Source organism: Ruegeria sp. HKCCA0370, from assembly GCF_013033705.1.
Lineage (GTDB): Bacteria > Pseudomonadota > Alphaproteobacteria > Rhodobacterales > Rhodobacteraceae > Ruegeria.
Genome location: NZ_WQEP01000010.1, coordinates 90,732 through 114,448, shown reverse-complemented (window position 1 = coordinate 114,448; position 23,717 = coordinate 90,732). Strand labels below are relative to the sequence as shown.

The following is a 23,717-nucleotide window of genomic DNA, read 5'->3' as shown; positions in this document are numbered from 1 at the left end:
GCCCGGACCCACGGCCCAAAACCGTGGAAGGAAGTATCGATCAGGCTGTCAGGGTCTCAGGCCGAATAAGGTCGAACAAAGACAGGTTTATCCTTTTCCGACAGGTCAGCACGATACGCGTAACCGCCCGTATCGAAATCCAGCAAGGCATCGGGGTCGGTCAGGCGGTGGTGAATGACATATCGCGCCATTGCACCACGCGCCTTTTTGGCAAAGAAACTCACGATTTTCGGAGTGCCGTTTTTGTCTTCCATGAACACTGGCGAGATGACGCGCAATTTCAGCGCGTTCGGGTCCACGGCGCCGAAATACTCCTGACTGGCGCAGTTGATCAGAACGTCGCTGCCGATCATGTTGCCTTGTGCGTTCAGAGCTTTGCTCAGCTGGTCGCGCCAAAACTCGTAAAGGTTTTTGCCGCGCCGTGTTTTCAGCTTGCTGCCCATCTCCAGCCTGTAGGGCTGTATCGCATCGAGTGGCCGCAAGACACCATAGAGACCTGAGAGGATGCGCAGATGATCCTGTGCCCATGCCAGTTCGTCAGGATCGAGCGAAGCTGCTTCCAGACCCTTATAGGTGTCCCCCGCAAAGGCCAGCGCGGCAGGGCGCGTTGCATCAGCGTCTGGCATGTCGGAAAAAGCACGATAGCGATCGCGGTTCAGGCGCGCCAGATCATCGCTCAGACCCATCAGCTTTTTCAGATCGCCAAGGGTCAGATTGCGTGCGGTTTTGGATAGTCTGATCGCATCATCCTGAAAATCGGGTTGTGTGACTTCAACATCCCGCTCTGTCCAGTCCAGCCGTTTGGCCGGGGAAATCACCACCAGCATACCTGCCCTCTTTCCTTACCTGTCCCGGTGTATCTAGCCCGCCTCACGCAGCACGTCCAGAAAGGCGGTGCCAAACCTTTCGTGACGCCGGTCGCCCAGCACCTGTTCAAGCCCGCGCAGGTCATCCGGGCGCATCTGTGCCACCTTTGCCAGTTGCGAGGCCGAGCAGGTCAGAGGCTTGTCTATCCCGTCGGGACCGCGGGACAATTGGGACTGTACTTCCAGCAAGCGGTCATAGATGTCGCCCTGATCGCGACCGGCCAGCTTGCGCCGCGCCGGGTGCAACGCCCGGGCCTCGCCCGCGATCACTTCAAGGAAGGTGTCGCCATACCGTTCCAGCTTCTTGGCGCCGACGCCGCCGATCCGGGCCATCTCGTCCAGCGTCATGGGGCGTTTTTCCGCCATTTCGATCAGGGTGCGATCCGGAAAAATGACATAGGCAGGGACCCGGGCGGACTCTGCCAAAGCGCGTCTTTTGGCCTTGAGAGCCGACAGCAAGGGCGCATCTTCTTCGGACACCATGGCTTTCACGGCGGGGCGGCGGGTTGCCTTGCGCAGGGCGTCCTTGCGCAGGTTGATCTTTGCCTCGCCCTTGAGAATAGGTTTGGCGGCCTCGGTCATACGCAAGGCCCCGTGGCGTTCGGGGTCGGGGCGCACCAGATCGTGCCCCATCATCTGGCGGAATATCACCTGCCATTGCGCGCGCGACCAGTCCTTGCCGATGCCCCAGGTGGACAGACTATCATGACGACGGGCGCGGATCTTGTCGGTCTCGTTCCCCAGAAGGATGTCGATCAGATGACCGCTGCCAAACCATTCCTCGGTGCGAAGAATCGCGGACAAGGCCATTCGGACAGGTGTTGTGCCATCAAATACCTCGGGCGGTGTATCGCACAGGTCGCATTTGCCGCAGGGTGCGGCCTGTTCCCCGAAATAGCCCAGCAGGGTCTGGCGGCGGCAGTGCAGCGCCTCGGCCAACCCCAGCAGCGCGTTCAAACGCGCATGATCCGCCATGCGGCGTTCGGGTGGCGCCAGCCCCTCGTCAATCTGGGACCGCCGCAAACGTATATCGTCGGGGCCGAACAGAGTCAGGGTCTCGGCCGGCCCGCCGTCGCGTCCGGCGCGTCCGATTTCCTGGTAATAGGCCTCGATGGATTTCGGCAGGTCCGCATGGGCGACCCAGCGGATGTCGGGCTTGTCGATGCCCATGCCGAAGGCCACGGTGGCCACCACGATCAGCCCGTCCTCGCGCGCGAAGCGGGTTTCGACGATGCGGCGGTCCTCGGCCTCCATCCCGCCGTGATAGTGGCAGGCGCTGTGGCCCTGTTCGCGCAGCGCCTGCGCCAGAACTTCGGTCTTGTTGCGGGTGCCGCAATAAATGATGCCCGACTGGCCTCGGCGGGCGTCCGCGAAATCCAGGATCTGCCTGCGCGGGCTGTCCTTGGCGGCAAAAGCCAGGTGGATATTCGGCCGGTCGAAGCCCCGCAGAAACTTGCGCGGGGGTGTGCCGTCGAACAGTTTCTCGACGATTTCGTCCTGTGTTTCCGCATCCGCCGTGGCGGTGAAGGCGGCCAAGGGCAGGTTCAGCGCGCGCCGCAGCTCTCCGATCCGTAAATAATCAGGGCGGAAATCATGGCCCCACTGGCTGACGCAATGGGCCTCGTCCACCGCGATCAGGCTGACATTGATCCGCCGCAACATGCCCAGCGCCGACCCGGCGGCCAGCCGTTCAGGCGCCATGTAAAGCAGTTTCAGCCGCCCGTCCTCGAGAGCCTCCCACACGGCATCTGTTTCCTCGGGGGTGTTGCCCGAGGTCAGCGCACCGGCCTCGACCCCGGCTTCTTGCAGCCCCCGCACCTGATCGCGCATCAGGGCGATCAGCGGCGAAATCACCACCGTGACCCCGTCGCGCAGCAGGGCAGGCAGTTGATAACACAGGGATTTGCCGCCCCCGGTGGGCATGATCGCCAGCACGTTCTGGCCGGCGGTTACGGCATCGACGATCTCTTCCTGCCCGGGGCGGAATTCATCGAATCCAAAGACATCTCGCAGCAGAGGCGCGGCGTCGAACATGTGCGTGGGTGCCCTGTTTCAAGATTTGACTGCTCTTGAAAGGACAATCACACAGTCGGAATCGGGGAACAAGAGGTCAGTAGAAATAGACCGCGTTGTTGATCAGTATGATCCGCAGCGCATAGACCCCGATCAGCACCACCAGCGGCGTCAGGTCCAGACCGCCCATGTTGGGCAGGATACGCCGGATCGGGCCATAAATAGGCTCTAACAGGCGGTTCAGCCCGTACCAGATTTGCGCGACCAGCTGTTGGTGCAGGTTGAGCACCTGAAAGTTGATCAGCCAGCTCATGATCACATGGGCCAGGATGATGAACCAGACAATGTCCAGGATCAGCAGCAGGATTTGGATCAGCGACAGCATGGGTTCTCCGTATTCTTGTTGGCCGAGACCTAAGCACCATGGCGACAAAGAGCAAGTGTCTGGCACTCAACGCTTGCGATTTGAATTAAAGCCCAGTCATATAATCGCAACGATAAACAGGGGCAGAGATGGCAGAAATATCCAAGCGCAGGCGCATCTGGGGCTGGTGGTTCTTTGACTGGGCCAGCCAACCCTACCACACCCTTCTGGTCACCTTTGTCTTTGGCCCATACTTCGCAGGCGTCGCCGCCGGGTATTTCACCGCTGAAGGGCTGGATGCGCAGGCGGCTGCGGCGCGCGCGCAGACCGTTTGGGCGAACTGTCTGACGATCACCGGGTTGATCATCGCTTTTGGCGCGCCGCTTCTAGGGGCGATGGCGGATGTCTCGGGGCGGCGCATCCCGTGGATATTTGCTTTTTCGGTCATGTATGCGGTCGGGTCTGCGGCGCTTTGGTACACGATGCCCGATGGCTCGAACATGTGGCTGATGCTGTCGGCTTTCGGTTTTGGCTTCGTAGGTGCGGAATATGCGCTGATCTTCATCAACTCGCAGCTACCCGATCTGGGTGATGACAGCGAAGTGGGCGAGATCTCGGGCTCGGGCTTTGCCTTTGGCTATTTTGGAGGGCTGATTTCGCTCGCGATCATGCTGGCGCTGTTTGTGGAACAGCCAAACGGCAAAACCCTGATCGGGATGGTGCCCGCCTTTGGTCTGGATGCCGCCACCCGGGAAGGCACGCGTTTTGTCGGCCCATTTACGGCAATCTGGTTCATTCTGTTCATGGTTCCGTACTTCCTGTGGGTCCGCGATGATGCGGCGACAGACAGGAAAGGAAGCGTGGGAGAGGCGCTGCGCCTGCTGTCGAAATCAGTGTCTAACTTGCGCTATCGCGTCAGTCTGGCCAGTTACCTCGGTTCGTCCATGTTCTATCGCGACGCACTTAACGGGCTGTACAGTTTTGGTGGTGTCTATGCGCGGCTGGTGTTGGAATGGGATCTGATCAAGATCGGAGTATTCGGGATCGTCAGCGTTCTCGCTTCGGCCGTTTTTGCGTGGATCGGGGGGAAGGCAGACAAGAAATACGGCCCGAAGCCGGTTATATTGGTGGCGATCTGGGTATTGATTTTTGTCTGCGTCACAGTGGTGTCGATGGACCGGACGCAGATCTACGGCATCAGCCTGCCTGACGGATCCAACCTGCCTGACCTCGTCTTCTTTGGCTGTGGTGTGCTGATCGGTGGCATGGGAGGCATTCTGCAATCGGCCAGCCGTTCGATGATGGTGCGCCACACCGACCCCGAAACCCCGGTCGAAAGCTTTGGTCTTTATGGTCTGTCGGGGCGCGCGACCGCTTTTGCGGCCCCGTTGTTGATCGGGATTGCAACAACCGCTACCGGCAGTGCGCGTCTGGGGGTGTCACCAATCATTCTGTTGTTTATTCTGGGTCTATTCCTGATGCGCTGGGTCAGACCTGAAGGGGATCAGAGCAGATGATTTTACTACGTTTTTTGGCACTATTGGTAATAACCGCGCTGGCGAATACGGCATCAGCGCAGCCCTTGGCAAAGCAGTTGTTCGGGGCACAGAAGGTAAGCTCGCAACAAAAAGCAGCGGCGTTCGGCAGTTATTCGCGCGGATGTGCGGCCGGATCGGTTCAATTGCCCGAGACCGGGCCCACGTGGCAGGCAATGCGGCTGTCGCGCAATCGCAACTGGGGGCACCCCGAAGCGATCGATTACGTGCAGGACCTCAGCCGGTTTGCAGCGAAACAGCCGGGTTGGAACGGTCTCTATATCGGGGATATCAGCCAGCCGCGGGGCGGGCCAATGACTTCGGGCCACCGCTCGCACCAGCTGGGGTTGGATATCGATATCTGGATGCTTCCGGGTGACAACATGCGCCTGTCGCGCAAGGCGCGCGAGAATATTTCGTCCATATCGCTGCGCCGCTCGAACGGTGCCTATGTCAACAGCAACTGGACCAAACAGCACCACGCGGTACTGCGCGAAGCCGCCAAGGACAAGCGCGTGGCACGTATCTTCGTTTTCCCCGGGGCTAAGGTTCAGATGTGCAACGATGAAAAAGGCAACCGGGCCTACCTGCGCAAGATCAGGCCCTGGTGGGGGCATCACTACCACTTTCACGTACGCCTGAAATGCCCAAGAGGATCAAAGGGATGCGTCAACCAGGATGCACCACCCAAGGGCGATGGCTGTGCCGAGGCGCAACAATGGGTGCGTAACATCCTGAACCCGCCGCCGCCCGATCCGAACGCGCCGCCGCCCAAGAAACGCCGGGAATATGTGCTGGCCGATTTGCCGAAACAATGCGCCTCAGTCTTGCAATCCAAGTAGGTGCGGCACTGTTTCTGGCCACGGCGGCCCCTGGAGTGGATGTAAAAACCGCCACACATCAAAGCAGTTTTGCATGGCGTGACAAGGCGGATTGGTTCGGTGGATTCTCGGCGCTGCTCATTTCGGACAATGGGCAGCAGATGATGGCGCTGAGCGACCGGGCACGGTTGGTGACGGCGCGCATTGACCGTCTTGATGGCGAGATCACCGGCATTCGCATTCTGGGGCAATGGCCGGTTCTGTCCAGCAACGGGCATCTTATGTCCGGCGGCGTTGGCGATTCCGAGGGGATTGCGGCGGCTCCTGACGGTGGATTCTATATCTCATTCGAAGGGGTGCACCGCGTCGCCCATTACCCCGCACCGGGCACGAAGGCGCGTGTATTGCCACGCCCGCAGGCATTTCAGCATCTCGCCGACAACGGGTCCTTTGAAGGTCTGGCCATCGACAGGCGCGGGCGGCTGTATACGCTGCCGGAAACGAACCGCACCTCGGACGGAGATATTCCCGTCTATCGCTGGAATGGCCAAACCTGGTCGACCCCATTTGTTCTGCCCCAGCGTGGTTGGTTCAAACCGGTTGCCGCTGATTTCGGTCCTGATGGGCGGTTCTACGTGTTGGAGCGAAACCTCACGGCAATCGGATTTCGCTCGCGCCTGCGGCGATGGGATCTGACAGGCGACGTGCCAAACGCCGAGGAAACCCTGTTCGAAACCGGAACCGGCGCGCATGACAACCTCGAAGGCTTGTCGATCTGGCGGGATGATCGGGGACGTTTGCGGGCCACGATGATCTCGGATGACAACTTTCTGGCACTGCAACGGACCGAGTTGGTCGAGTATCTGCTGCCCGATTGACACGCGGCAGATGAAGGTCTAAACGCACAGCCTGCCTTGGGACGGTCCCTTGGCCAAGTCGCCGCTACCTTGTCAAAACGGGCATCAAAAAATGCAACGCAACTTTATTCCCGGCATTCTTGCCATGGCCGCCATCGTCGTGGCCTCGAACATCCTGGTCCAGTTCCTGATCTTTGACGGGCTGTTGACCTGGGGTGCCTTCACCTATCCGCTGGCCTTTCTGGTCACCGACATCATGAACCGCGTCTATGGCGTGGGCCCGGCCCGCAAGGTCGTGTTCGCCGGCTTCGTAACCGGCGTGATCTGCTCGCTGATCGGCAGCCAGATCATGCTGCAGGGCGACGGCTTCACCTACGCCGCCGTGCCGTTGCGCATCGCCGTGGCTTCGGGAACCGCGTTCCTGATCGCGCAGCTGACCGACGTCACCGTGTTCAACGCCATGCGTGAAGGCCGCTGGTGGCGCGCGCCGCTGGTGTCCACACTGGTCGGGTCGGCGCTGGATACAGCGATCTTCTTCACAATCGCGTTCTCGGCTTCGGTGACCGTCTTCGGCGCCGATGCGGATGCGGCCATCAACTGGGCGTGGGAGCCCGTGCCCTTCATGCTGTCAGGCCCCGAGGCGCCCCTGTGGGTGACGCTGGCCTTTGCCGACTGGCTGGTGAAGCTGTCGCTGGCCCTGGTCGCGCTGATCCCCTTCAAGGTGATCGTCGCGCGCCTGACCGCACGGCCCGCGTAAAAAAACGCTTTGAGAGTGGCACAAGTTGTGTCACCATCCTTTTCAACCGCAACAGATAGAAAAGGAGGTGATCCAGTGTCGAGAAAGAGATTGGAGAGAGGTGTCGGAACAACCGGGGGGACCGCCTGCTAGGGCAGCCCTTGGCCGAGCGTATGCTCCGGCTGGTCGATTGATCTAACCGACCCGACCTCCTGAACTTTCGAAGGGCCGTCCCACCGGGGCGGCCCTTTCTGTTTTTAACCGCTCCAGCTATGGTCTTGCCCATGTTGCGCATCTCTGACGAAATCACTCTGCAAGACTGGGAAATGACCGAGAGCTTCATGCGTTCCTCCGGTCCAGGTGGGCAGAATGTGAACAAGGTCTCGACCGCCGTTGAACTGCGCTTCGAAGCCGCGCGCTCACCCTCGCTGCCCGATCCGGTCAAGGCGCGGCTGAAACGGCTGGCCGGGCGCCGATGGACCAAGGATGGCGCGATCATCATTCAATGCGAAGAAACACGTTCCCAAGCCCGCAACAGGGAAATTGCGCGAACAAGGCTGGCCGAGCTGATCGGCAAGGCGCTGGTCAAACCCAAGCGGCGCATCGCGACGAAACCCACCTATGGTTCGGTCAAACGCAGGCTTGCGGCGAAAAAGGCGCGGGGCGACGTCAAGGCGCTGCGCGGCAAGGTGTCCGAAGATTGATCTGGCATCTCGTCCGGGCGTTGATAGTCTGGCCTGCAAAAGGTGCAGGAGAGTAACACCATGAGGCTGGAGGGAAAAACCGCAATCGTCACTGGCGGTGCATCCGGGTTTGGTGCTGGGATCGTAAGGAAGTTCCTGGCCGAAGGCGCGCGTGTCATGATCGCTGACATCAATGGCGATGCTGCGCATGAACTCGCAACCCGGCTTGGGTCCGAGGCGGTTGCCCAGCAGGTCGATGTAGGCGAGGGCGCTTCGGTTCAAAAGATGGCGGATGCGGCTTTCACAACCTTCGGCCATCTGGACATCCTTGTGAACAACGCCGGTGTGACCCACTTGCCGGCGCCGCTGGAGGAGGTAAGCGAAGCGGATTTCGACCGTGTTTTCAACGTGAACATGAAATCCGTCTATCTGACCGCCCGCGCATTGGTTCCACCCATGAAGGCGCGCGGGGCGGGTTCAATACTGAATGTTGCTTCAACCGCGGGCCTGTCACCGCGCCCGAACCTGAACTGGTACAACGCTTCCAAGGGCTGGATGATCACCGCAACCAAAACGATGGCGGTCGAGCTCGCCCCGTCCGGCGTGCGGGTGAACGCGATCTGCCCGGTTGCCGGGGAAACGCCGCTATTGAAATCCTTCATGGGCGAGGATACGCCCGAAATCCGTGCCAAATTCCTGTCGACCATCCCGTTGGGCCGCTTCTCAACCCCCGAAGATATGGCCAATGCCGCCTGTTTCCTGTGTTCGGACGAGGCCAGCATGATCACCGGCGCCGCGCTCGAGGTGGACGGAGGCCGATGCATCTGACCCGCTCTTCATCTGGCCAAAAATATCCCCGCCGGAGGCAGCGCGCGCCAGCGCGCTTTCCCGCTCAACCGCCGAGGCTTGCATGATCCCCGGACCCAGAAACCTGATCACGGATGTCCCCGGCCTGAAGGTCGGCAACGCACAGAACGCAACTTTGAAATCAGGCGTCACCGTCCTGACCGGCGCGCAACCACTCCGAGCCTCGGTGCATGTGATGGGTGGCGCTCCCGGCACGCGCGAGACAGATTTGCTGGCCGCCGACAAGACCGTTGAAAAGGTGGATGCGATCGTGCTTTCGGGCGGGTCGGCCTTCGGGCTGGATGCCTGTTCGGGTGTCATGGACGCGCTGCATGCCCAAGGCCGCGGGTTTCAGGTGGGTTCCGCCGTGGTGCCGATCGTGCCCGGGGCGATCCTGTTCGACCTGCTGAATGGCGGCGACAAGGCGTGGCACGAGAATCCCTATCGCGCATTGGGCCGTGCGGCGTTCGAGTCCGCGTCGGACCGGTTCGAACTCGGAACAGCAGGTGCAGGAACCGGGGCTTTGACCGCGATGCACAAAGGCGGGTTGGGTTCGGCCTCGGTTGTTTTGGACAGTGGTGTTACCGTTGGCGCATTGGTTGCGGTCAATCCGCTGGGCAGTGTCACCACGCCGGGTGACAGGCATTTCTGGGCAGCCCCCTTTGAAGTGGACGGCGAATTCGGCGGGTTGGGGCCTGATTCCAATGCCGGACTTGGCCAACCAACGGTCAGTCGCAAGGCGCAGGTGATGCAGTCCGCGAACCCGGACAAGGCCAATACCACGATTGCCATCGTTGCGACGGATGTGGCCCTGACCAAACCGCAATGTCAGAGACTGGCCGTTGCCGCCCATGACGGTATTGCCCGCGCCATTGTACCCGCCCACACGCCGGGGGATGGTGATCTGGTATTCGGGGTCAGCACGGGCGCGCGGAGTGTCGCCACCGACACCGAACCAGGTGTCATCGGGCATGCGGCCTCGCTGTGCCTGGCGCGAGCTATTGCGCGCGCCGTGTATCTGGCGACTCCGGCCGCGGGCGATCTGTTGCCTTGCTGGTCCGAGGTACATGACAAAAGTTAAGGACATCGTATTTGTCGCAGTGGCACATTAAGCGCGCGCGGCAATCTGCGCGTTGACTCTTTTTTGCGCCGACGGTCCATTCGGTGCAGCCAATTTCTATCGGAGCAAAAGCTATGAATCGCATCCTCGCTACCGCAATCGTCGGCCTTCTGGCCCTTCCTGCTTATGCTGAAGGTGACGCTGAGGCGGGCAAGAAAACCTTCAACAAATGCAAGTCCTGCCACATGATCGCCGACCCGGCAGGCGAAGTGATCGTCAAAGGTGGCAAGACCGGCCCCAACCTCTATGGAATCGCGGGCCGCACCGCCGGTACCGTTGAGGGTTTCAAATACGGAGACAGCATCGTTGCCGCCGGTGAGAAGGGTCTGGTCTGGGACGAAACTACTTTTGTCGAGTATGCTCAGGACCCCAAGGCATTTTTGAAAACCTATCTGGATGACACATCCGCCAAATCGAAAATGACCTTCAAGCTGAAAAAGGGTGCCGAAGACGTCTATGCCTATATCGCAAGCGTGTCGGGTGAATAACACCTGATACTGTGCACCACTGCACAAGGACCAAAGGCCGCAGCCCCTGCGGCCTTTGGTGCGATTGATAACAGTGTGGAACAGCGACACTTTGAAGTCAGACGGCGGATTGCCAAGCAACGTCGCAAAGTCAAGCCGGTCCGGCAACAGCTATAATCAAAATCAGGGCTCGTCAGGCGGATTGGCAGCAGGAGAGGACAGATGGGTATCATGATCCCAGCTTGGGTCGATGGTGAGTTGACCCCTGTAGACAAGCTTGAAGTTCACGAGAAGGGGCTCAAGCACAAGGCTGTGTCGGTTTTTGTCGTACGGGGGACCGAGATCCTGTTACAGCGTCGCGCATTGGGCAAGTACCACACGCCCGGCCTTTGGGCGAACACCTGCTGCACGCATCCCGATTGGGACGAAAGCTCGTCCACCTGTGCCGTGCGCCGCCTGCGTGAAGAGCTTGGGATCACGGGCCTGTATCCAGAATACCGACACCGGCTGGAATATCACGCCGATGTCGGCAACAGCATGGTGGAAAACGAGGTTGTCGACGTCTTTCTGGCCCATGTCCGCGGCCCGCTGAAAATCGCGCCCAACCCGGATGAAGTCATGGATATCCGTTGGATCGACTATCATGATCTGTTGGCCGAGGTGAAACGCCACCCGGACCGGTTTACGCCCTGGTTGAAGATATATCTTCACAACCACGCGGACACGATTTTTGGCCCGGATCTGATCATTTCTGCCAAATCATGACTTCAGCTGGAATTCCGTGCCTTGCATGGGCGGCGCAAGCCGCCTAAATCAACGCGTCATGGCCAAGCAGAAGACAGACCCGAATTACAAAGTGATCGCCGAAAACCGGCGCGCCCGCTTCGATTATGCCATCGAGGACGACATCGAATGCGGTATCGTTCTGCAAGGATCCGAGGTCAAATCCCTGCGCGCGGGTGGCTCCAACATCGCGGAAAGCTATGCCACCGTCGATGATGGCGAGCTGTGGCTGGTCAACAGCTATATCGCGCCATACGAGCAGGCCAAAGTGTTCAAGCACGAAGAACGCCGCCGTCGCAAGCTGCTGGTGTCCCGCAAACAGATGTCCGATTTGTGGAATGCAACCCAGCGCAAGGGCATGACGCTGGTGCCGCTGGTTTTGTATTTCAACCACAAGGGGTTGGCCAAGATCAAGATCGGCATCGCCAAGGGTAAGAAAACCCATGACAAGCGCGAAACCCAGGCCAAGCGCGATTGGTCACGGCAGAAACAGCGTTTGTTGAAAGACCACAGCTAGAACGCCATCGCAGCCTGTACCGCGCGTTGCCAACGCTCATAAGCCGCATCGCGTTCGGCTTGTTCCTGCGTTGGTTCGAACCGGCGATCCAGCGCCCATGTTTCCGCAAACCCGGCCTGATCCGGATAAATTCCGGCTTTCATGCCTGCCAGCCATGCGGCGCCCAGGGCTGTCGTCTCTTGCATGACAGGGCGGTCCACAGGCGCGCCAAGACAGTTCGACAGGCCTTGCATGGTCCAGTCAGACGCGGCCATCCCGCCATCGACGCGCAGGATGACATCGGCATCGGCGCCCCAGTCGCCCTGCATGGCATGCCACAGGTCGCGGGTCTGGAAGGCGATGCTTTCCAGCGTGGCGCGGGCAATCTCGGCCCGGCCGGAATTGCGCGTCAGCCCGAACAGCGCTCCGCGACAGTCAGGTTTCCAATAAGGCGCCCCGAGGCCGGTGAAGGCGGGCACAAGCACCACATGCTGGTTCGGATCGGCCTGAGCCGCCAGTTCGCCGCTTTGTGGCGCCGCATCAATGATCTGCAACGCGTCGCGCAGCCATTGCACTGCGGCCCCCGCGATAAAGATCGAACCCTCCAGCGCATAAGTTCGTCGGCCGTCCAGTTGATACGCGATCGTCGTCAGCAGGCGGTTATTCGACTGAACCGGCTGCGCGCCGGTGTTTAGCAGCGCAAAGCAACCCGTGCCATAGGTTGATTTCATCATACCGGGCTGGAAACAGGCCTGCCCGATGGTGGCGGCTTGCTGGTCGCCAGCAACGCCCAGAATGGGAATGTCGCCCCCCAGCAAAGTGGTGGTTCCGAAATCCGCGGCGCAATCCTTCACTTCGGGCAAAAGGTTCAGGGGCACATCCAGCAGGTCGCAAATCTCGGCGCTCCACGTGCCCGAGTGAATATCGAACAGCAGGGTACGGGCGGCGTTGGTGGCATCGGTTGCATGAACACGGCCTTCGGTCAGCCGCCAGATCAGGAAACTATCGATCGTGCCGAACAGCAGGTCTCCGGCTTCTGCGCGCTCGCGTGCACCGGAAACGGTATCTAGCAGCCATTTGACCTTGGTGCCCGAGAAATAAGGATCCAGCAGCAGACCGGTCTGAGCTGTGACGTCATCCTCGCACCCGGCCTGTTTGTAGCGCGCGCAGATATCGGCGGTGCGGCGGTCCTGCCAGACGATGGCATTGTGGATGGCCTTGCCGGTCTGTTTGTCCCAGACGACCGTCGTTTCGCGCTGGTTGGTGATGCCGATACCGGCAATCTGATCCGCTGAAACACCGGTGGTTTCCATCACCTCACGGCACACGTGCAGAACGCTGGACCAGATATCCTCGGGGTCGTGTTCAACCCAGCCTTCCTGCGGAAAGTGCTGAGGAAACTCCTGCTGGGCGGTGCCAACAGGCCGCATCTGTGCGTCAAACAGAATGGCGCGCGAGGATGTGGTGCCTTGATCGATTGCCAGAATATGGGTCATTTCCGCTCTCCCCCGGTATCGTTTTGCCGGACTTTAGCGCAAACAATGGCGAAGGGGCCAGTGCAGAAATCAGGCCGGATTGACAGGGATATTGTCGATCAGGCGGACACCGTCGGCCCAGGCTGTGACGAACAGGCGGGCGGGTCGACTTGCGCTGGACAGGCTTTCCAGCGTCTCGGCACAGCGCAGGTCGACATACTCGACTTCGGTGAACCCGACCTTCAGCAGGGTTTTCTTGGCATCCTGCGCCAGTTTGGCAAAGCCTGCTCCCTTAGCCAGATCGTCGGCCACCTGTTGCATGACGCCGTTCATTTGTTCTGCGACCTTCAACCCTTGGGGGGAAAGAAGAAGATTGCGCGACGACATCGCCAGGCCCGAAGGTTCTCGGACAGTCGGGCAGCCGATCACCTCGATTGGGATGTTCAGATCACGCGCCATCCGGCGGACAACCAGCAGCTGTTGATAGTCTTTTTCCCCGAAATAGGCTCGATCCGCCTGTGTTTGCAGGAACAGCTTGGCGACCACCGTGGCGACACCTTCGAAATGTCCGGGGCGGAAGGGGCCTTCCATCACGTCGGTCAGACCGGCAACCGATACCGTCGTCGAAAACCCTTCCGGATAGATTTCCTGCGGGTCTGGCACATAGATCGCATCCACACCATAAGGGGCCAGCTTTTGGGCGTCTTCATGCTCGGTGCGGGGGTAATTTGCCAGGTCTTCGGGATTGTTGAACTGCTTGGGGTTCACAAAAATCGTCACGATCACCCGGTCGCAGCCCTGTTTCGCCGCCTGTGCCAGTGACAAATGCCCCTCGTGCAGCGCACCCATGGTCGGAACCACGCCGATGGTCTCACCGTTTCGATGCCAAGTGGTGGTTTTGGCACGCAGCTCGGCCAGAGAGCGCAGAATCGGTGCGGTCATGTCTTTTGTCCTTTGGCCGGAGCCTGATCGGCAAAGACATGTTCATCCGCCGGGAAGGTCCGCGCGCGGACTTCGGCCGCGTATTCCGCGATGGCCGCTTCGGCCAACGGACCAAGCTCGGCATAGCGTTTGACGAATTTGGGTTTGAAGGCGGTGAAAAAGCCCACCATGTCGTCCACGACCAAAATCTGCCCGTCACAGCCCGCAGATGCACCGATGCCGATGGTCGGGATTGCAATCTCTTCGGTGATCTGGTTCGCCAGACCTTGGGGCACTTTCTCCAGAACGACCGAGAACGCGCCAGCCTCGGTCACGGCGCGGGCGTCTGCCATGACGGCTTCAGCCTGCTCGTCCCGGCCCTGCACCTTGTAGCCGCCCAGCGTATTGATCGACTGCGGCGTCAGTCCGATATGAGCCATCACCGGAATGCCTCGTTTCACCAGAAAGCGGATGGTTTCAGCCATTTCCACCCCGCCTTCCAGTTTGACCGCGCCGGCATTTGTGTGCGCCATCAGGCGTGCGGCGTTACGAAAGGCCTGTGCCGGGCTTTCTTCATAACTTCCGAAAGGCATGTCGATGACCATCATCGCACTTTTCAGGCCGCGTGATACGGCCTGACCATGCAGGATCATCATCTCTATCGTGACCCCCAGCGTGGATTCCAGCCCGTGCAGCACCATGCCGACGCTGTCACCGACCAGCACAAAATCGCAATGGGCGTCCATCAGGCGCGCCATTGGCGTGGTATAGGCGGTCAAAGAGACCAGAGGTTCGCCGCCTTTTCGGGCGCGAATGTCCTCGGCGTTCGGGGCTTTCTTGCGGGCGGTGGCGCTCATGGATCGCTCCTGCAGTATTATGTTGCAGTGCGGCATAGCAGATCGGGAGGGGCCGAAGAAACCCCGGTTGCGCGAACATTCCCTTGATTGACCTGAGGTTTACAGGAAGACTGTCAGTAAAATGGCCCTGAAAACAAGGGCACAACCCATTTCAGTAGGGAGAGTTCACATGACAAAATTCCTGTTCCGGACATTTGCATCGACCCTGGCCGTAGGGGCCAGCCTGCTTGCCACGCAGGCTTTGGCCAAGTCGGACATCACCATTGCGATGCAGCTTGAGCCGCCGCATCTGGACCCGACAAGCGCCGCGGCGCAAGCCATCGACTCGGTGGTTTACACCAATATCTTCGAAGGCCTGACACGTTTCATGGGCGACGGCTCGGTCGTGCCCGGATTGGCGGAAAGCTGGGAGATTTCCGAAGACGGGACGGTCTATACCTTTAACCTGCATGACGGGGTGACCTTCCATGATGGCACCACCATGGACGCCGAGGATGTCAAATTCAGCCTTGACCGCGCAACCGCGGAAGACAGCGCCAACGCGCAGAAGGCCCTGTTTGCCGGTATCGAAACCGTCGAGGTCGTCGACCCGCTGACCGTGAAGGTTACCCTGTCAGAGCCGAACGGAAATTTCCTGTTCAACCTGGCCTGGGGGGATGCGGTCATCGTCGCGCCGGAAAGCATAGACAACATCAAGACAAACCCGGTTGGTACCGGTGCCTATACCTTTGGAAACTGGGTGCAGGGCGACAGTATCACGCTGACCCGAAATTCCGATTACTGGGGCGAACAGCCCACATTAGAGACTGCGACGTTCAAGTTCATCTCGGACCCGACTGCCGCTTTTGCCGCCATGATGGCCGAGGATGTCGACGTGTTTGACAACTTCCCGGCGCCGGAAAACCTGCCTCAGTTCGAGGCCGACCCGCGCTTTCAGGTCCTTGTGGGGTCGACCGAAGGTGAGACGATCCTGTCTACCAACAACAAGCAACCTCCGTTTGATGATATCCTTGTTCGTCAGGCATTGGCCCATGCCATTGACCGGCAGGCGATCATCGACGGCGCAATGTTTGGCTATGGCACGCCGATAGGAACCCACTTTGCGCCGCACAATCCGGCTTACGTCGATCTGACCGCGCAATCCGCTCACGACCCCGAAAAAGCCAGAGATTTGCTGGCAGAGGCGGGATTCGCAAATGGGTTCGAGACCACATTGCATTTGCCGCCGCCGTCTTACGCCCGTCGTGGGGGCGAAATCATAGCGGCGCAGCTGGCCGAGGTCGGCATCACGGCCGAGATCATCAATGTGGAATGGGCCCAATGGCTGGAATCCGTGTTCAAGGGCAAGGAATTCGGTCTGACCATCGTCAGCCATACCGAGCCTATGGATATCGGTATTTATGCGCGGCCTGATTATTACTTTCAGTATGACAGCACGGATTTTCAGGCGCTGATGGACACTCTGAACACCACCACCGACCCCGAAGAACGCACCCGTTTGCTGGGTGAGGCGCAGCGCCTGATCGCAAGCGACTATGTCAATGGCTACCTGTTCCAGTTGGCCAAACTGGGCGTTGCGAAAGTCGGCGTTCAGGGCCTTTGGGAGAACGCGCCCACCGCCGCAATCGATCTGACTCAGATCAGCTGGTCCGAGTAATGTTACAGCCCGGGCCGCGCCGGGCGGCCCGGGCCTTCCATTGTGTCAGGGTGTTCTCACGTATGTTCTTGCTCCGTGCCATTCCCGTCTTGGTTTTAGGTTTTTTTCTGGTGCTCGGTTCCTCTGTCGCGGCCACGGCGCAGAATGTGTTGGGGGGTCGGATGGATGCCCCGCCCGGAACGCCCGAGAACCCGTTGAACGTTGGGATCGGCATTCGCATCGACCAGATCACCGGTGTTGATCAAAAGGCCGAAAACTATGGCGCGGTTGTGGTCTTGCGGGTGGAATGGACCGATCCGGCGCTGGCGTTTGATCCTGAGGAACTGGGGAGGGATATCAGGGTCTTCAACCCGCCCGACCTTGCCAATCATGCGGCAAGTATCGGGTCCGTTCTGCCGGCTTTTGTCATTCACAATCAGCAGTCCAACAAGTGGATCCACGAATCCGCCGCATCCCTGCGTTACGACGGGCGGGTGCTGTATGTCGAAAAATCGTCTCTTACACTCCAGGCGCCTCATTTCGATTTCCGAAAATACCCGTTCGACACGCAGGAGTTTCATTTCGAGGTCGTTTCGGTCTTTCCCTCTGAATACGTCACTTACCATCCGTTGAACGAATTCTCTGGCCTCGGAGATCAGCTGGGCGAAGAAGAATGGATTCTGAACAATGCACGGTTGGAAACATCCAGGGTCTTGGGTCTATCCGGTAAAGAAAGCGATCAGGTCGCGCTTGTTTTTGAGGGCAATCGACATCTGACCTATTACGTCATTCGGGTTTTCCTGCCGATGCTTGTCTTGATCTCAGTTGGCTGGGCGCTGTTTTTTCTGGATGAATACCGCCGGAGGATCGAGATTGCGGGCGGCAACCTGCTGGTCTTCGTCGCGTTCAACTGGGCAATATCCGCAGATCTGCCCAAGCTGGGTTATCTGACTTTTCTGGATTTTGTCCTTCAGTGCATGTTCCTGATGACCGGGGCGCTGATCGTGTTCAACGTCGCGCTGCGACGATTGAAAGTGTCCGGCAAGGAGGGGGCGGCGCGCACTTTGGACAATTATGCGATCAAGTGGATCTATCCACTGGGCTATGCCGCGATCGTTGCCTATGCGGTTTCCGCTTTCCTTCTGGTGCCTTAGACGCTGGACCCGTGCCTGATGTGACCCTAACGTGGTGCCAATGCTCCGCTACGTCCTCAAACGACTGATTTCCTTGCTTGTCAGCCTGGCCGTCGCCTCGGTGGTCATCTTCGCCGTGATCGAGGTTGCCCCGGGTGATCCGGCCTCGTTCATGCTGGGCGTCAACGCGCAGGAGGACACGCTGGCGGCGCTGCGGGCCGAGCTGGGCCTGGATGGGTCAAAGATACAGCGCTATTTCCACTGGGTTGGCGGCATGCTGGTGGGCGATTTTGGCACGTCATACACCTATCGCACACCAGTGGCGCAGATGATCGCTGACCGGCTGTGGGTTTCGTTACCCCTGGCGCTTTACGCGCTGACACTGTCCACGTTGATCGCCTTTCCCGCCGGAATCTATGCCGCTGCGCGTCGGGGCAAACCGGGGGACCTTGCAGTGATGGGGGCGACGCAGCTTGGCATCGCAGTCCCGAACTTCTGGTTCGCGATGATGCTTGTGCTGATCTTCGCCATCAATCTGCGCTGGTTCAATGCGGGCGGGTTTGCCGGTTGGAACGACGGTCTGTGGGTCGGCCTGCGATCCCTGACCCTGCCTGCCGTGGCGCTTGCCCTGCCACAGGCGGCGATTCTGGCGCGGGTCATGCGGTCGGCCTTGCTGGACATTCTGGGTGAGGATTTCATGCGCACGGCTCGGGCCAAGGGCCTGTCCCGCCGTCAGGCCCTTTGGCGGCATGGGGTGCGAAATGCGCTGATCCCGGTACTTACCATCATAGGCTTGCAGTTTTCCTTCCTGCTGGCGGGGTCGATCATCATCGAACAGGTGTTCTATCTGCCGGGTCTCGGGCGGCTGGTGTTTCAGGCCATTTCTGCCCGTGACCTCATCGTCGTGGAATCGGTCGTGATGCTGCTGGTCTTTGCCGTGATAACGGTCAATTTCCTTGTCGATCTTGCTTATGCGGCCGTGGACCCGCGACTGAGGAGCAGGACATGAACCGGAACCTGATCCTTGGGGCCTTGTTGTCGTCGCTGGTGGTTCTGGCCGCGTTGGTCTCGTTCATCTGGACCCCCTACGACCATGCCGCGCTGGACATTCCCAATAAATTGCAGCCACCAAACGGGCAGCATTGGTTTGGGACCGATCATTTCGGCCGCGACATGTTCTCGATGATCATGGTCGGTGCGCGTACGTCAATTGCGGTGGCGCTGGTGGCCGTCGGCATCGGCATGGCAATCGGCGTTCCTCTTGGACTGGCGGCGGCCGCGCGCAAAGGCTCATGGCTGGATGAGGTCATCATGCGTGGCAACGATCTGGTCTTCGCTTTCCCTTCGCTGGTGATCGCCATCCTGATCACGGCCGTCTATGGCGCCGGAGCGATCAACGCCATTGTTGCGATCGGCATTTTCAACATCCCCGTCTTTGCCCGTATCACCCGCGGGGCTGCTTTGTCGCTTTGGGAGAGAGAGTTCATCCTCGCCGCCCGTGTGTCGGGCAAAGGGGCCGCGCGGATATCGGCTGAACATATTCTGCCCAACGTGGCCAATCTGCTGATCGTGCAGGGGACCATCCAGTTCAGCCTTGGCATTCTGGCCGAAGCGGGCCTGTCATATGTCGGTCTGGGCGCTCAACCTCCAACGCCCAGCTGGGGCCGGATGCTGGCAGACGCGCAGACGATGGTCAGTTTTGCCCCGCATTTGGCTCTGTTTCCGGGTCTGTCGATCATCGTCACGGTGCTGGGTCTGAACCTGTTGGGTGACGGAATGCGCGACTGGCTGGATCCCCGGATCAGGGTGGCGCGGGCATGAGTTTGTTGCAGATTGAAAACCTGTCGCTGACGATCCACGGGATACCGATTCTGAAACAGGTCAGCTTGCCGATCGATCCCGGCCAGATCGTGGCGGTGACGGGTGAAAGCGGCTCGGGCAAATCGATGACCGCATTGGCGGTGATGCAACTGCTGCCGCATGGGGCCAGCACGGAAGGTGCGATCTGGCTGGACGGTCAGGATCTGTTGACACGGTCAGAGCCCGATTTGTGCGCCTTGCGCGGCGCGTCCGTGGGGATGGTGTTTCAGGAACCGATGACAGCGCTCAATCCGGTGAAAACCATCGGTGATCAGGTGATGGAGACGATCCTGATCCACAAGGCGATGCCCCCGACCCAGGCCCGAACACGCGCCAAAGAGGTGCTGACCCGCGTCGGCTTGCCGCCTGATCGGTTCCCCCTTTCCCGCTATCCACACGAACTGTCCGGCGGGCAACGGCAACGCGTGGTCATTGCCATGGCCATCGCTCTGCGCCCCAGGCTGCTGATCGCGGACGAGCCGACGACAGCGCTGGACGTCACGACACAGGCGCAGATTCTCGACCTGCTCAAGGGGCTGGTGCGCGAATACGACATGGGGCTGCTTATGATCACCCATGATCTGGCTGTTGTCTCTGACATGGCCGACCAGATCATCGTCATGCGCCACGGAGAAGTGGTTGAAAGCGGGGCCACACAGCACCTGCTGCATCACATGCAACACCCTTATACCCGAATGCTGTTCGAGGCGTCTGGTCATCAGGTCACTTTGGCGGAACCCGCGCACCCGCAAACGTTGCTGGAGGTAACCCAGGTTGTCCGGGACTACCGATTGCCCCGAAAAGGCCTGTTGGACGCGCCGCGCCATCACCGGGCGGTGGATGGTGTCAGCTTCTGCCTCAACCGAGGCGAGCGGTTGGGGCTGGTCGGGGAATCCGGATGCGGAAAATCGACCCTGACACGGGCAATTTTGGGCTTGGAGGAGGTTCAGTCCGGTCAAATCCAGCTGGGTGGTCAGCCGGTATTCACCGGTCACAAACCCAACCTTGCCGTGCGTCGGAGGATGCAGGTTGTGTTTCAGGACCCATATGGCAGCTTCAACCCCCGCCACCGCGTCGCGCGCCTGATCACCGAGCCTTTCCACCTGCTGGACACCCCGCCCACCGGATCAGATCGACAGGATCGGATCTCGGAAATACTGACGGCCGTCGGCCTCGGCCCCGACGACGCGGGCAAGTACATCCACGAATTCTCGGGCGGGCAACGGCAACGGATCGCCATTGCGCGCGCCCTGATCATCCGGCCCGATCTGATCCTGTTCGACGAGGCGGTTTCGGCGCTTGACGTTTCGGTCCGTGCTCAGATCCTCGATCTGCTCGCTGAACTGTGCGACGCCTATGACCTGACCTATCTGTTCATCAGCCATGACCTGAGCGTTGTCCGCACGATCACGGACCGTGTGCTTGTGATGCAGTCCGGGCGGATCGTCGAACAGGGTCAGACCAAGCAGGTGTTCGAAGATCCGCAACATCCCTATACGCAAACCCTGATTGCCGCTGCGCCCCGGTTGCCCGAGATAAGGCCACTGATGGCATAAAGTCCCTTGTTAGAGCCTGATTGGAGGCCCCAAAATGACCCAGAAGATTTGGTTTGATCCCACCTTGTGCCTGATCGGCGGGCGCTGGAGCCAGGCGGCTGCGGGCGGAAGTCTGCCCTTGATCAACCCTTCGGACGGGACCGAGATCTGCCGGATCGCCCGAGGGTCCGAGGCGGATATCGACGCGGCGGTACAAGCCGCCCGTTCTGCGTTGAATGGTGATTGGCGGCGAAAGACGGCGTTGGAACGCGGCCGCATCCTGACCCGGCTGGGCCAGCTGGTGCTGGAACGGGTGGACGACCTGGCGCGGCTTGAGGCGATGGATGTCGGCAAACCGCTGACACAGGCCCGGGCAGACGCGGTCGCCCTGGCGCGCTATTGCGAGTTCTACGGCGGTGCGGCGGATAAGGTGATGGGTGAGACCATTCCCTATCTCGATGGCTACACCGTCTATACCCTGCGCGAACCACATGGGGTGACGGGCCATATCGTGCCGTGGAACTATCCGATGCAGATTATCGGGCGTTCGGTCGGGGCGGCGTTGGCCATGGGCAACGCCTGTGTTCTAAAACCGGCGGAAGAGGCCTGTCTGACCGCGTTGGCCTTTGCCCATCTTGCGCAACAGGCCGGGCTGCCGGCCGGTGCTTTGAATGTCGTGCCCGGTCTGGGGGCCGAGGCGGGTGCGGCGCTGTCCGGACATTCGGGTGTAAACCACATCTCGTTCACCGGTTCTGTTGCCACAGGGGCCCTTGTGCAGCAGGCGGCGGGACGCAACGTGGTGCCCGTGACGCTGGAACTGGGCGGGAAATCCCCGCAATTGGTTTTTGACGACGCCGATCTGGATGCGGCGCTGCCGTTTCTGGTGAATGCGGGTATCCAAAATGCGGGCCAGACCTGTTCGGCCTCGTCCCGGATCCTGGTGCAGCGGGGCGTTTATGAGCAGGTCAGATCGCGCATGTCCAAGGCCTATGAAGAACTGACCGTCGGCCCGGCGATGCAGGATCTGCGGGTTGGGCCGTTGATCTCGGACCGGCAGAGACAGATTGTCAGGGGCTTTCTGAAAACCGCCACGGACCTGACGATCGCTGCGCAGGGACAGATTGTCGAAGACGCGCCAGAGACCGGAGCCTATGTCCGGCCCACTTTGTTCGCAGACGTGCCGCCAGATCATCAGTTGGCACAGGACGAAATTTTCGGCCCCGTCCAGGTTCTGATCCCGTTCGACACCGAAGAACAGGCTCTGACCATAGCGAATAGTACAGAGTACGGCCTGGTCGCCAGCGTCTGGACGCGGGATGGCGCGCGGCAGATGCGGTTGGCGAAAGCGCTGCACTCGGGTCAGGTTTTCATCAACAACTACGGTGCAGGCGGTGGTGTTGAACTGCCGTTTGGCGGGGTGGGAAAATCCGGCCATGGCCGCGAAAAAGGGTTCGAAGCTTTGTACGGCTTTTCACAGTTGAAGACAGTTGCCGCGTTTCACGGATAACATTTCCCCAGGCAATTCAGATCAGCTTTGCTTCCAATGTATGATTGCCCCAAATCTGTGATGTCCGCGTGGCAGAATGCCCACTGAACCAACCTCCGACGACCTCGTCGGCAACGTTGGCACTGGCGGGGAACTTTTGTCTTCCGCCATCTGCCAGGATCACCAGGTCAAACCAGACCCGAACAGAATACGGCACATTGATCCGGCCTGAATTCAGGTTGTACTTGTGCCAGTGTACCGGGCAGCTCAAGAAAACGACCTTGTTGAAATGTGCCCCCATCTCGGCGGCTTTCATGACGACATTGCAGCCGTGGCTGTGGGCAACCACATCGCAGCCGTGATAAGCCTCAAGATCTATCCAGTTTTTCAAGTGTTTGGCAGCAATATGTCGGCCGCGGTCGGACCACCGGCCCTCCCATTCATAGTAGTTCTGCCCTGAAAAGATGTCGTTGCGATGCGGCCTGATGTAATTGTGCAGATCTCCGACATGGGGATAGTACCATGTAGGGTCGGGATTGACTTCGAAGTGAGTGCCATGAACCAGAAGCAACCCCGGCGCACCGGCTTTCTGTTGCGCGGGCGCCGGTGGAACCTTCGAACCCGGCGGGTCTGAAATCAGAGCGGACGACAGCACAGTAAGCAAATCTTGCGAGAGCGGCTCCAACTGCGCCCAACGTGCCATAAACACACCAAGCCAAAGACGTGGCGGAAAAGATTCCGGCGAATACAGTTTGAGGCACGAACTCAGTGCGGCAAGAGCAACAATTGAATCAGGGGCCGCCAGCCCAAGCTTCAAAGCAGCGTCAATATGTTCGACGCTCGGCTGTTCTTCTGCTGCTCTGATCGCCTCGAACAAACGTTGGTAATACCCCTCAGGCTCTGGCGAAGTAAGCAGGTCAACGGGCCTTGGATCGCCGGGGCCATCAAAGAAACGCATATATTCGTGGGCGGATATTTGGCGGTCGTCAATTGGCCGGAATCCGAGCATGACAAGCTGTTTGGACAGAACGGCATCGTCGGTTTCTTCCCAATCGCGGCCCAACAGTAAAAGGTCGCTGTCATCGCCTTCGGCTTGCAGAAACTGCGCGCGGGATATCAGGTATGCGGCGTAGGAAAAAAGTGAAAGCTCATCCCGGGATCCGCCGGTATCGTAGAAGTTCCTTGGTTCAAAAATCATTGTGTCTCAACCTTAATGCTCAATGGGAA

General features: G+C 59.7%; 23 protein-coding genes. 16 read left to right on the top strand and 7 right to left on the bottom strand.

What is annotated here, in order from left to right; genetic code table 11:
• Nucleotides 1–56 precede the first annotated feature (56 nt).
• The 3 genes from yaaA to GOW31_RS18425 form a co-directional block, all read right to left on the bottom strand.
• Nucleotides 57–827, bottom strand: a complete 771-nt coding sequence (gene yaaA, locus GOW31_RS18435; RefSeq protein ID WP_171172100.1) for a peroxide stress protein YaaA — start codon at nucleotides 825–827, stop codon at nucleotides 57–59.
• A gap of 33 nt (nucleotides 828–860) precedes the next feature.
• Nucleotides 861–2,900, bottom strand: a complete 2,040-nt coding sequence (gene recQ / locus GOW31_RS18430) for a DNA helicase RecQ (RefSeq protein ID WP_171172098.1) — start codon at nucleotides 2,898–2,900, stop codon at nucleotides 861–863.
• A 76-nt stretch (nucleotides 2,901–2,976) separates the two neighbouring features.
• On the bottom strand, nucleotides 2,977–3,264 hold the full coding sequence (locus GOW31_RS18425; protein WP_005980077.1) for a YggT family protein: 288 nt from the start codon (nucleotides 3,262–3,264) through the stop codon (nucleotides 2,977–2,979).
• A 128-nt stretch (nucleotides 3,265–3,392) separates the two neighbouring features.
• Here GOW31_RS18425 and GOW31_RS18420 point away from each other — a divergent pair, with 128 nt between their 5' ends.
• The 10 genes from GOW31_RS18420 to smpB all read left to right on the top strand — a co-directional run bounded on the left by GOW31_RS18420 (nucleotide 3,393) and on the right by smpB (nucleotide 11,608).
• On the top strand, nucleotides 3,393–4,760 hold the full coding sequence (locus GOW31_RS18420; RefSeq protein ID WP_171172095.1) for an MFS transporter: 1,368 nt from the start codon (nucleotides 3,393–3,395) through the stop codon (nucleotides 4,758–4,760).
• On the top strand, nucleotides 4,757–5,620 hold the full coding sequence (mepA, locus tag GOW31_RS18415; protein WP_171117055.1) for a penicillin-insensitive murein endopeptidase: 864 nt from the start codon (nucleotides 4,757–4,759) through the stop codon (nucleotides 5,618–5,620). The genes GOW31_RS18420 and mepA overlap by 4 nt, the downstream gene beginning before the upstream one ends.
• Nucleotides 5,593–6,477, top strand: coding sequence for an esterase-like activity of phytase family protein (locus tag GOW31_RS18410; RefSeq protein WP_171117057.1), 885 nt, complete (start codon nucleotides 5,593–5,595; stop codon nucleotides 6,475–6,477). The genes mepA and GOW31_RS18410 overlap by 28 nt, the downstream gene beginning before the upstream one ends.
• A gap of 91 nt (nucleotides 6,478–6,568) precedes the next feature.
• A complete protein-coding gene (locus GOW31_RS18405; RefSeq protein ID WP_171117059.1) occupies nucleotides 6,569–7,213 on the top strand; it encodes a queuosine precursor transporter in 645 nt (214 codons plus the stop codon).
• Nucleotides 7,214–7,476: 263 nt separating this feature from the next.
• On the top strand, nucleotides 7,477–7,896 hold the full coding sequence (gene arfB / locus GOW31_RS18400; RefSeq protein WP_152459452.1) for an alternative ribosome rescue aminoacyl-tRNA hydrolase ArfB: 420 nt from the start codon (nucleotides 7,477–7,479) through the stop codon (nucleotides 7,894–7,896).
• Nucleotides 7,897–7,956: 60 nt separating this feature from the next.
• Complete coding sequence (locus GOW31_RS18395; RefSeq protein ID WP_171172093.1) at nucleotides 7,957–8,703, top strand: SDR family oxidoreductase; 747 nt, start codon at nucleotides 7,957–7,959, stop codon at nucleotides 8,701–8,703.
• Nucleotides 8,704–8,785: 82 nt separating this feature from the next.
• A complete protein-coding gene (locus GOW31_RS18390) occupies nucleotides 8,786–9,802 on the top strand; it encodes a P1 family peptidase (protein WP_171172091.1) in 1,017 nt (338 codons plus the stop codon).
• A 113-nt stretch (nucleotides 9,803–9,915) separates the two neighbouring features.
• Entirely contained in the window at nucleotides 9,916–10,329 is a 414-nt protein-coding gene (locus GOW31_RS18385) for a cytochrome c family protein (RefSeq protein WP_171172089.1), read from the top strand.
• Nucleotides 10,330–10,530: 201 nt separating this feature from the next.
• Nucleotides 10,531–11,073: an isopentenyl-diphosphate Delta-isomerase gene (gene idi, locus GOW31_RS18380; protein WP_171172087.1), complete on the top strand. Its 543-nt coding sequence runs from the start codon at nucleotides 10,531–10,533 to the stop codon at nucleotides 11,071–11,073.
• 58 nt (nucleotides 11,074–11,131) lie between these two features.
• A complete protein-coding gene (gene smpB, locus GOW31_RS18375; protein ID WP_152459447.1) occupies nucleotides 11,132–11,608 on the top strand; it encodes an SsrA-binding protein SmpB in 477 nt (158 codons plus the stop codon).
• Here smpB and glpK read toward each other — a convergent pair.
• From glpK to panB, 3 genes are all read right to left on the bottom strand, one after another.
• Entirely contained in the window at nucleotides 11,605–13,083 is a 1,479-nt protein-coding gene (glpK, locus tag GOW31_RS18370; RefSeq protein ID WP_152459446.1) for a glycerol kinase GlpK, read from the bottom strand. The two genes, smpB and glpK, sit on opposite strands and share 4 nt — an antisense overlap.
• A 69-nt stretch (nucleotides 13,084–13,152) precedes the next feature.
• Nucleotides 13,153–14,004, bottom strand: a complete 852-nt coding sequence (gene panC / locus GOW31_RS18365) for a pantoate--beta-alanine ligase (protein ID WP_171172085.1) — start codon at nucleotides 14,002–14,004, stop codon at nucleotides 13,153–13,155.
• Nucleotides 14,001–14,840, bottom strand: coding sequence for a 3-methyl-2-oxobutanoate hydroxymethyltransferase (gene panB, locus GOW31_RS18360; protein WP_171172083.1), 840 nt, complete (start codon nucleotides 14,838–14,840; stop codon nucleotides 14,001–14,003). Before panB ends, panC begins: the two co-directional genes overlap by 4 nt.
• A gap of 169 nt (nucleotides 14,841–15,009) precedes the next feature.
• Here panB and GOW31_RS18355 point away from each other — a divergent pair, with 169 nt between their 5' ends.
• The 6 genes from GOW31_RS18355 (at nucleotide 15,010) to GOW31_RS18330 (ending at nucleotide 22,511) form a co-directional block, all read left to right on the top strand.
• Entirely contained in the window at nucleotides 15,010–16,497 is a 1,488-nt protein-coding gene (locus GOW31_RS18355; RefSeq protein WP_171172081.1) for an ABC transporter substrate-binding protein, read from the top strand.
• Between the two features lie 110 nt (nucleotides 16,498–16,607).
• Nucleotides 16,608–17,630 carry a hypothetical protein gene (locus GOW31_RS18350; protein ID WP_371813788.1) on the top strand — a complete coding sequence of 341 codons (1,023 nt, stop codon included), beginning with the start codon at nucleotides 16,608–16,610 and terminating at the stop codon, nucleotides 17,628–17,630.
• Between the two features lie 40 nt (nucleotides 17,631–17,670).
• Nucleotides 17,671–18,618, top strand: a complete 948-nt coding sequence (locus GOW31_RS18345) for an ABC transporter permease (protein WP_171172078.1) — start codon at nucleotides 17,671–17,673, stop codon at nucleotides 18,616–18,618.
• Nucleotides 18,615–19,430, top strand: coding sequence for an ABC transporter permease (locus GOW31_RS18340; RefSeq protein ID WP_171172077.1), 816 nt, complete (start codon nucleotides 18,615–18,617; stop codon nucleotides 19,428–19,430). The genes GOW31_RS18345 and GOW31_RS18340 overlap by 4 nt, the downstream gene beginning before the upstream one ends.
• Complete coding sequence (locus tag GOW31_RS18335; protein ID WP_171172075.1) at nucleotides 19,427–21,025, top strand: ABC transporter ATP-binding protein; 1,599 nt, start codon at nucleotides 19,427–19,429, stop codon at nucleotides 21,023–21,025. Before GOW31_RS18340 ends, GOW31_RS18335 begins: the two co-directional genes overlap by 4 nt.
• A gap of 34 nt (nucleotides 21,026–21,059) precedes the next feature.
• Nucleotides 21,060–22,511, top strand: a complete 1,452-nt coding sequence (locus GOW31_RS18330; RefSeq protein WP_171172073.1) for an aldehyde dehydrogenase family protein — start codon at nucleotides 21,060–21,062, stop codon at nucleotides 22,509–22,511.
• A 16-nt stretch (nucleotides 22,512–22,527) separates the two neighbouring features.
• Here the strand turns inward: GOW31_RS18330 and GOW31_RS18325 are convergent, their stop codons facing one another.
• On the bottom strand, nucleotides 22,528–23,688 hold the full coding sequence (locus tag GOW31_RS18325) for a hypothetical protein (RefSeq protein WP_171172071.1): 1,161 nt from the start codon (nucleotides 23,686–23,688) through the stop codon (nucleotides 22,528–22,530).
• Between the last annotated feature and the right edge of the window lie 29 nt (nucleotides 23,689–23,717).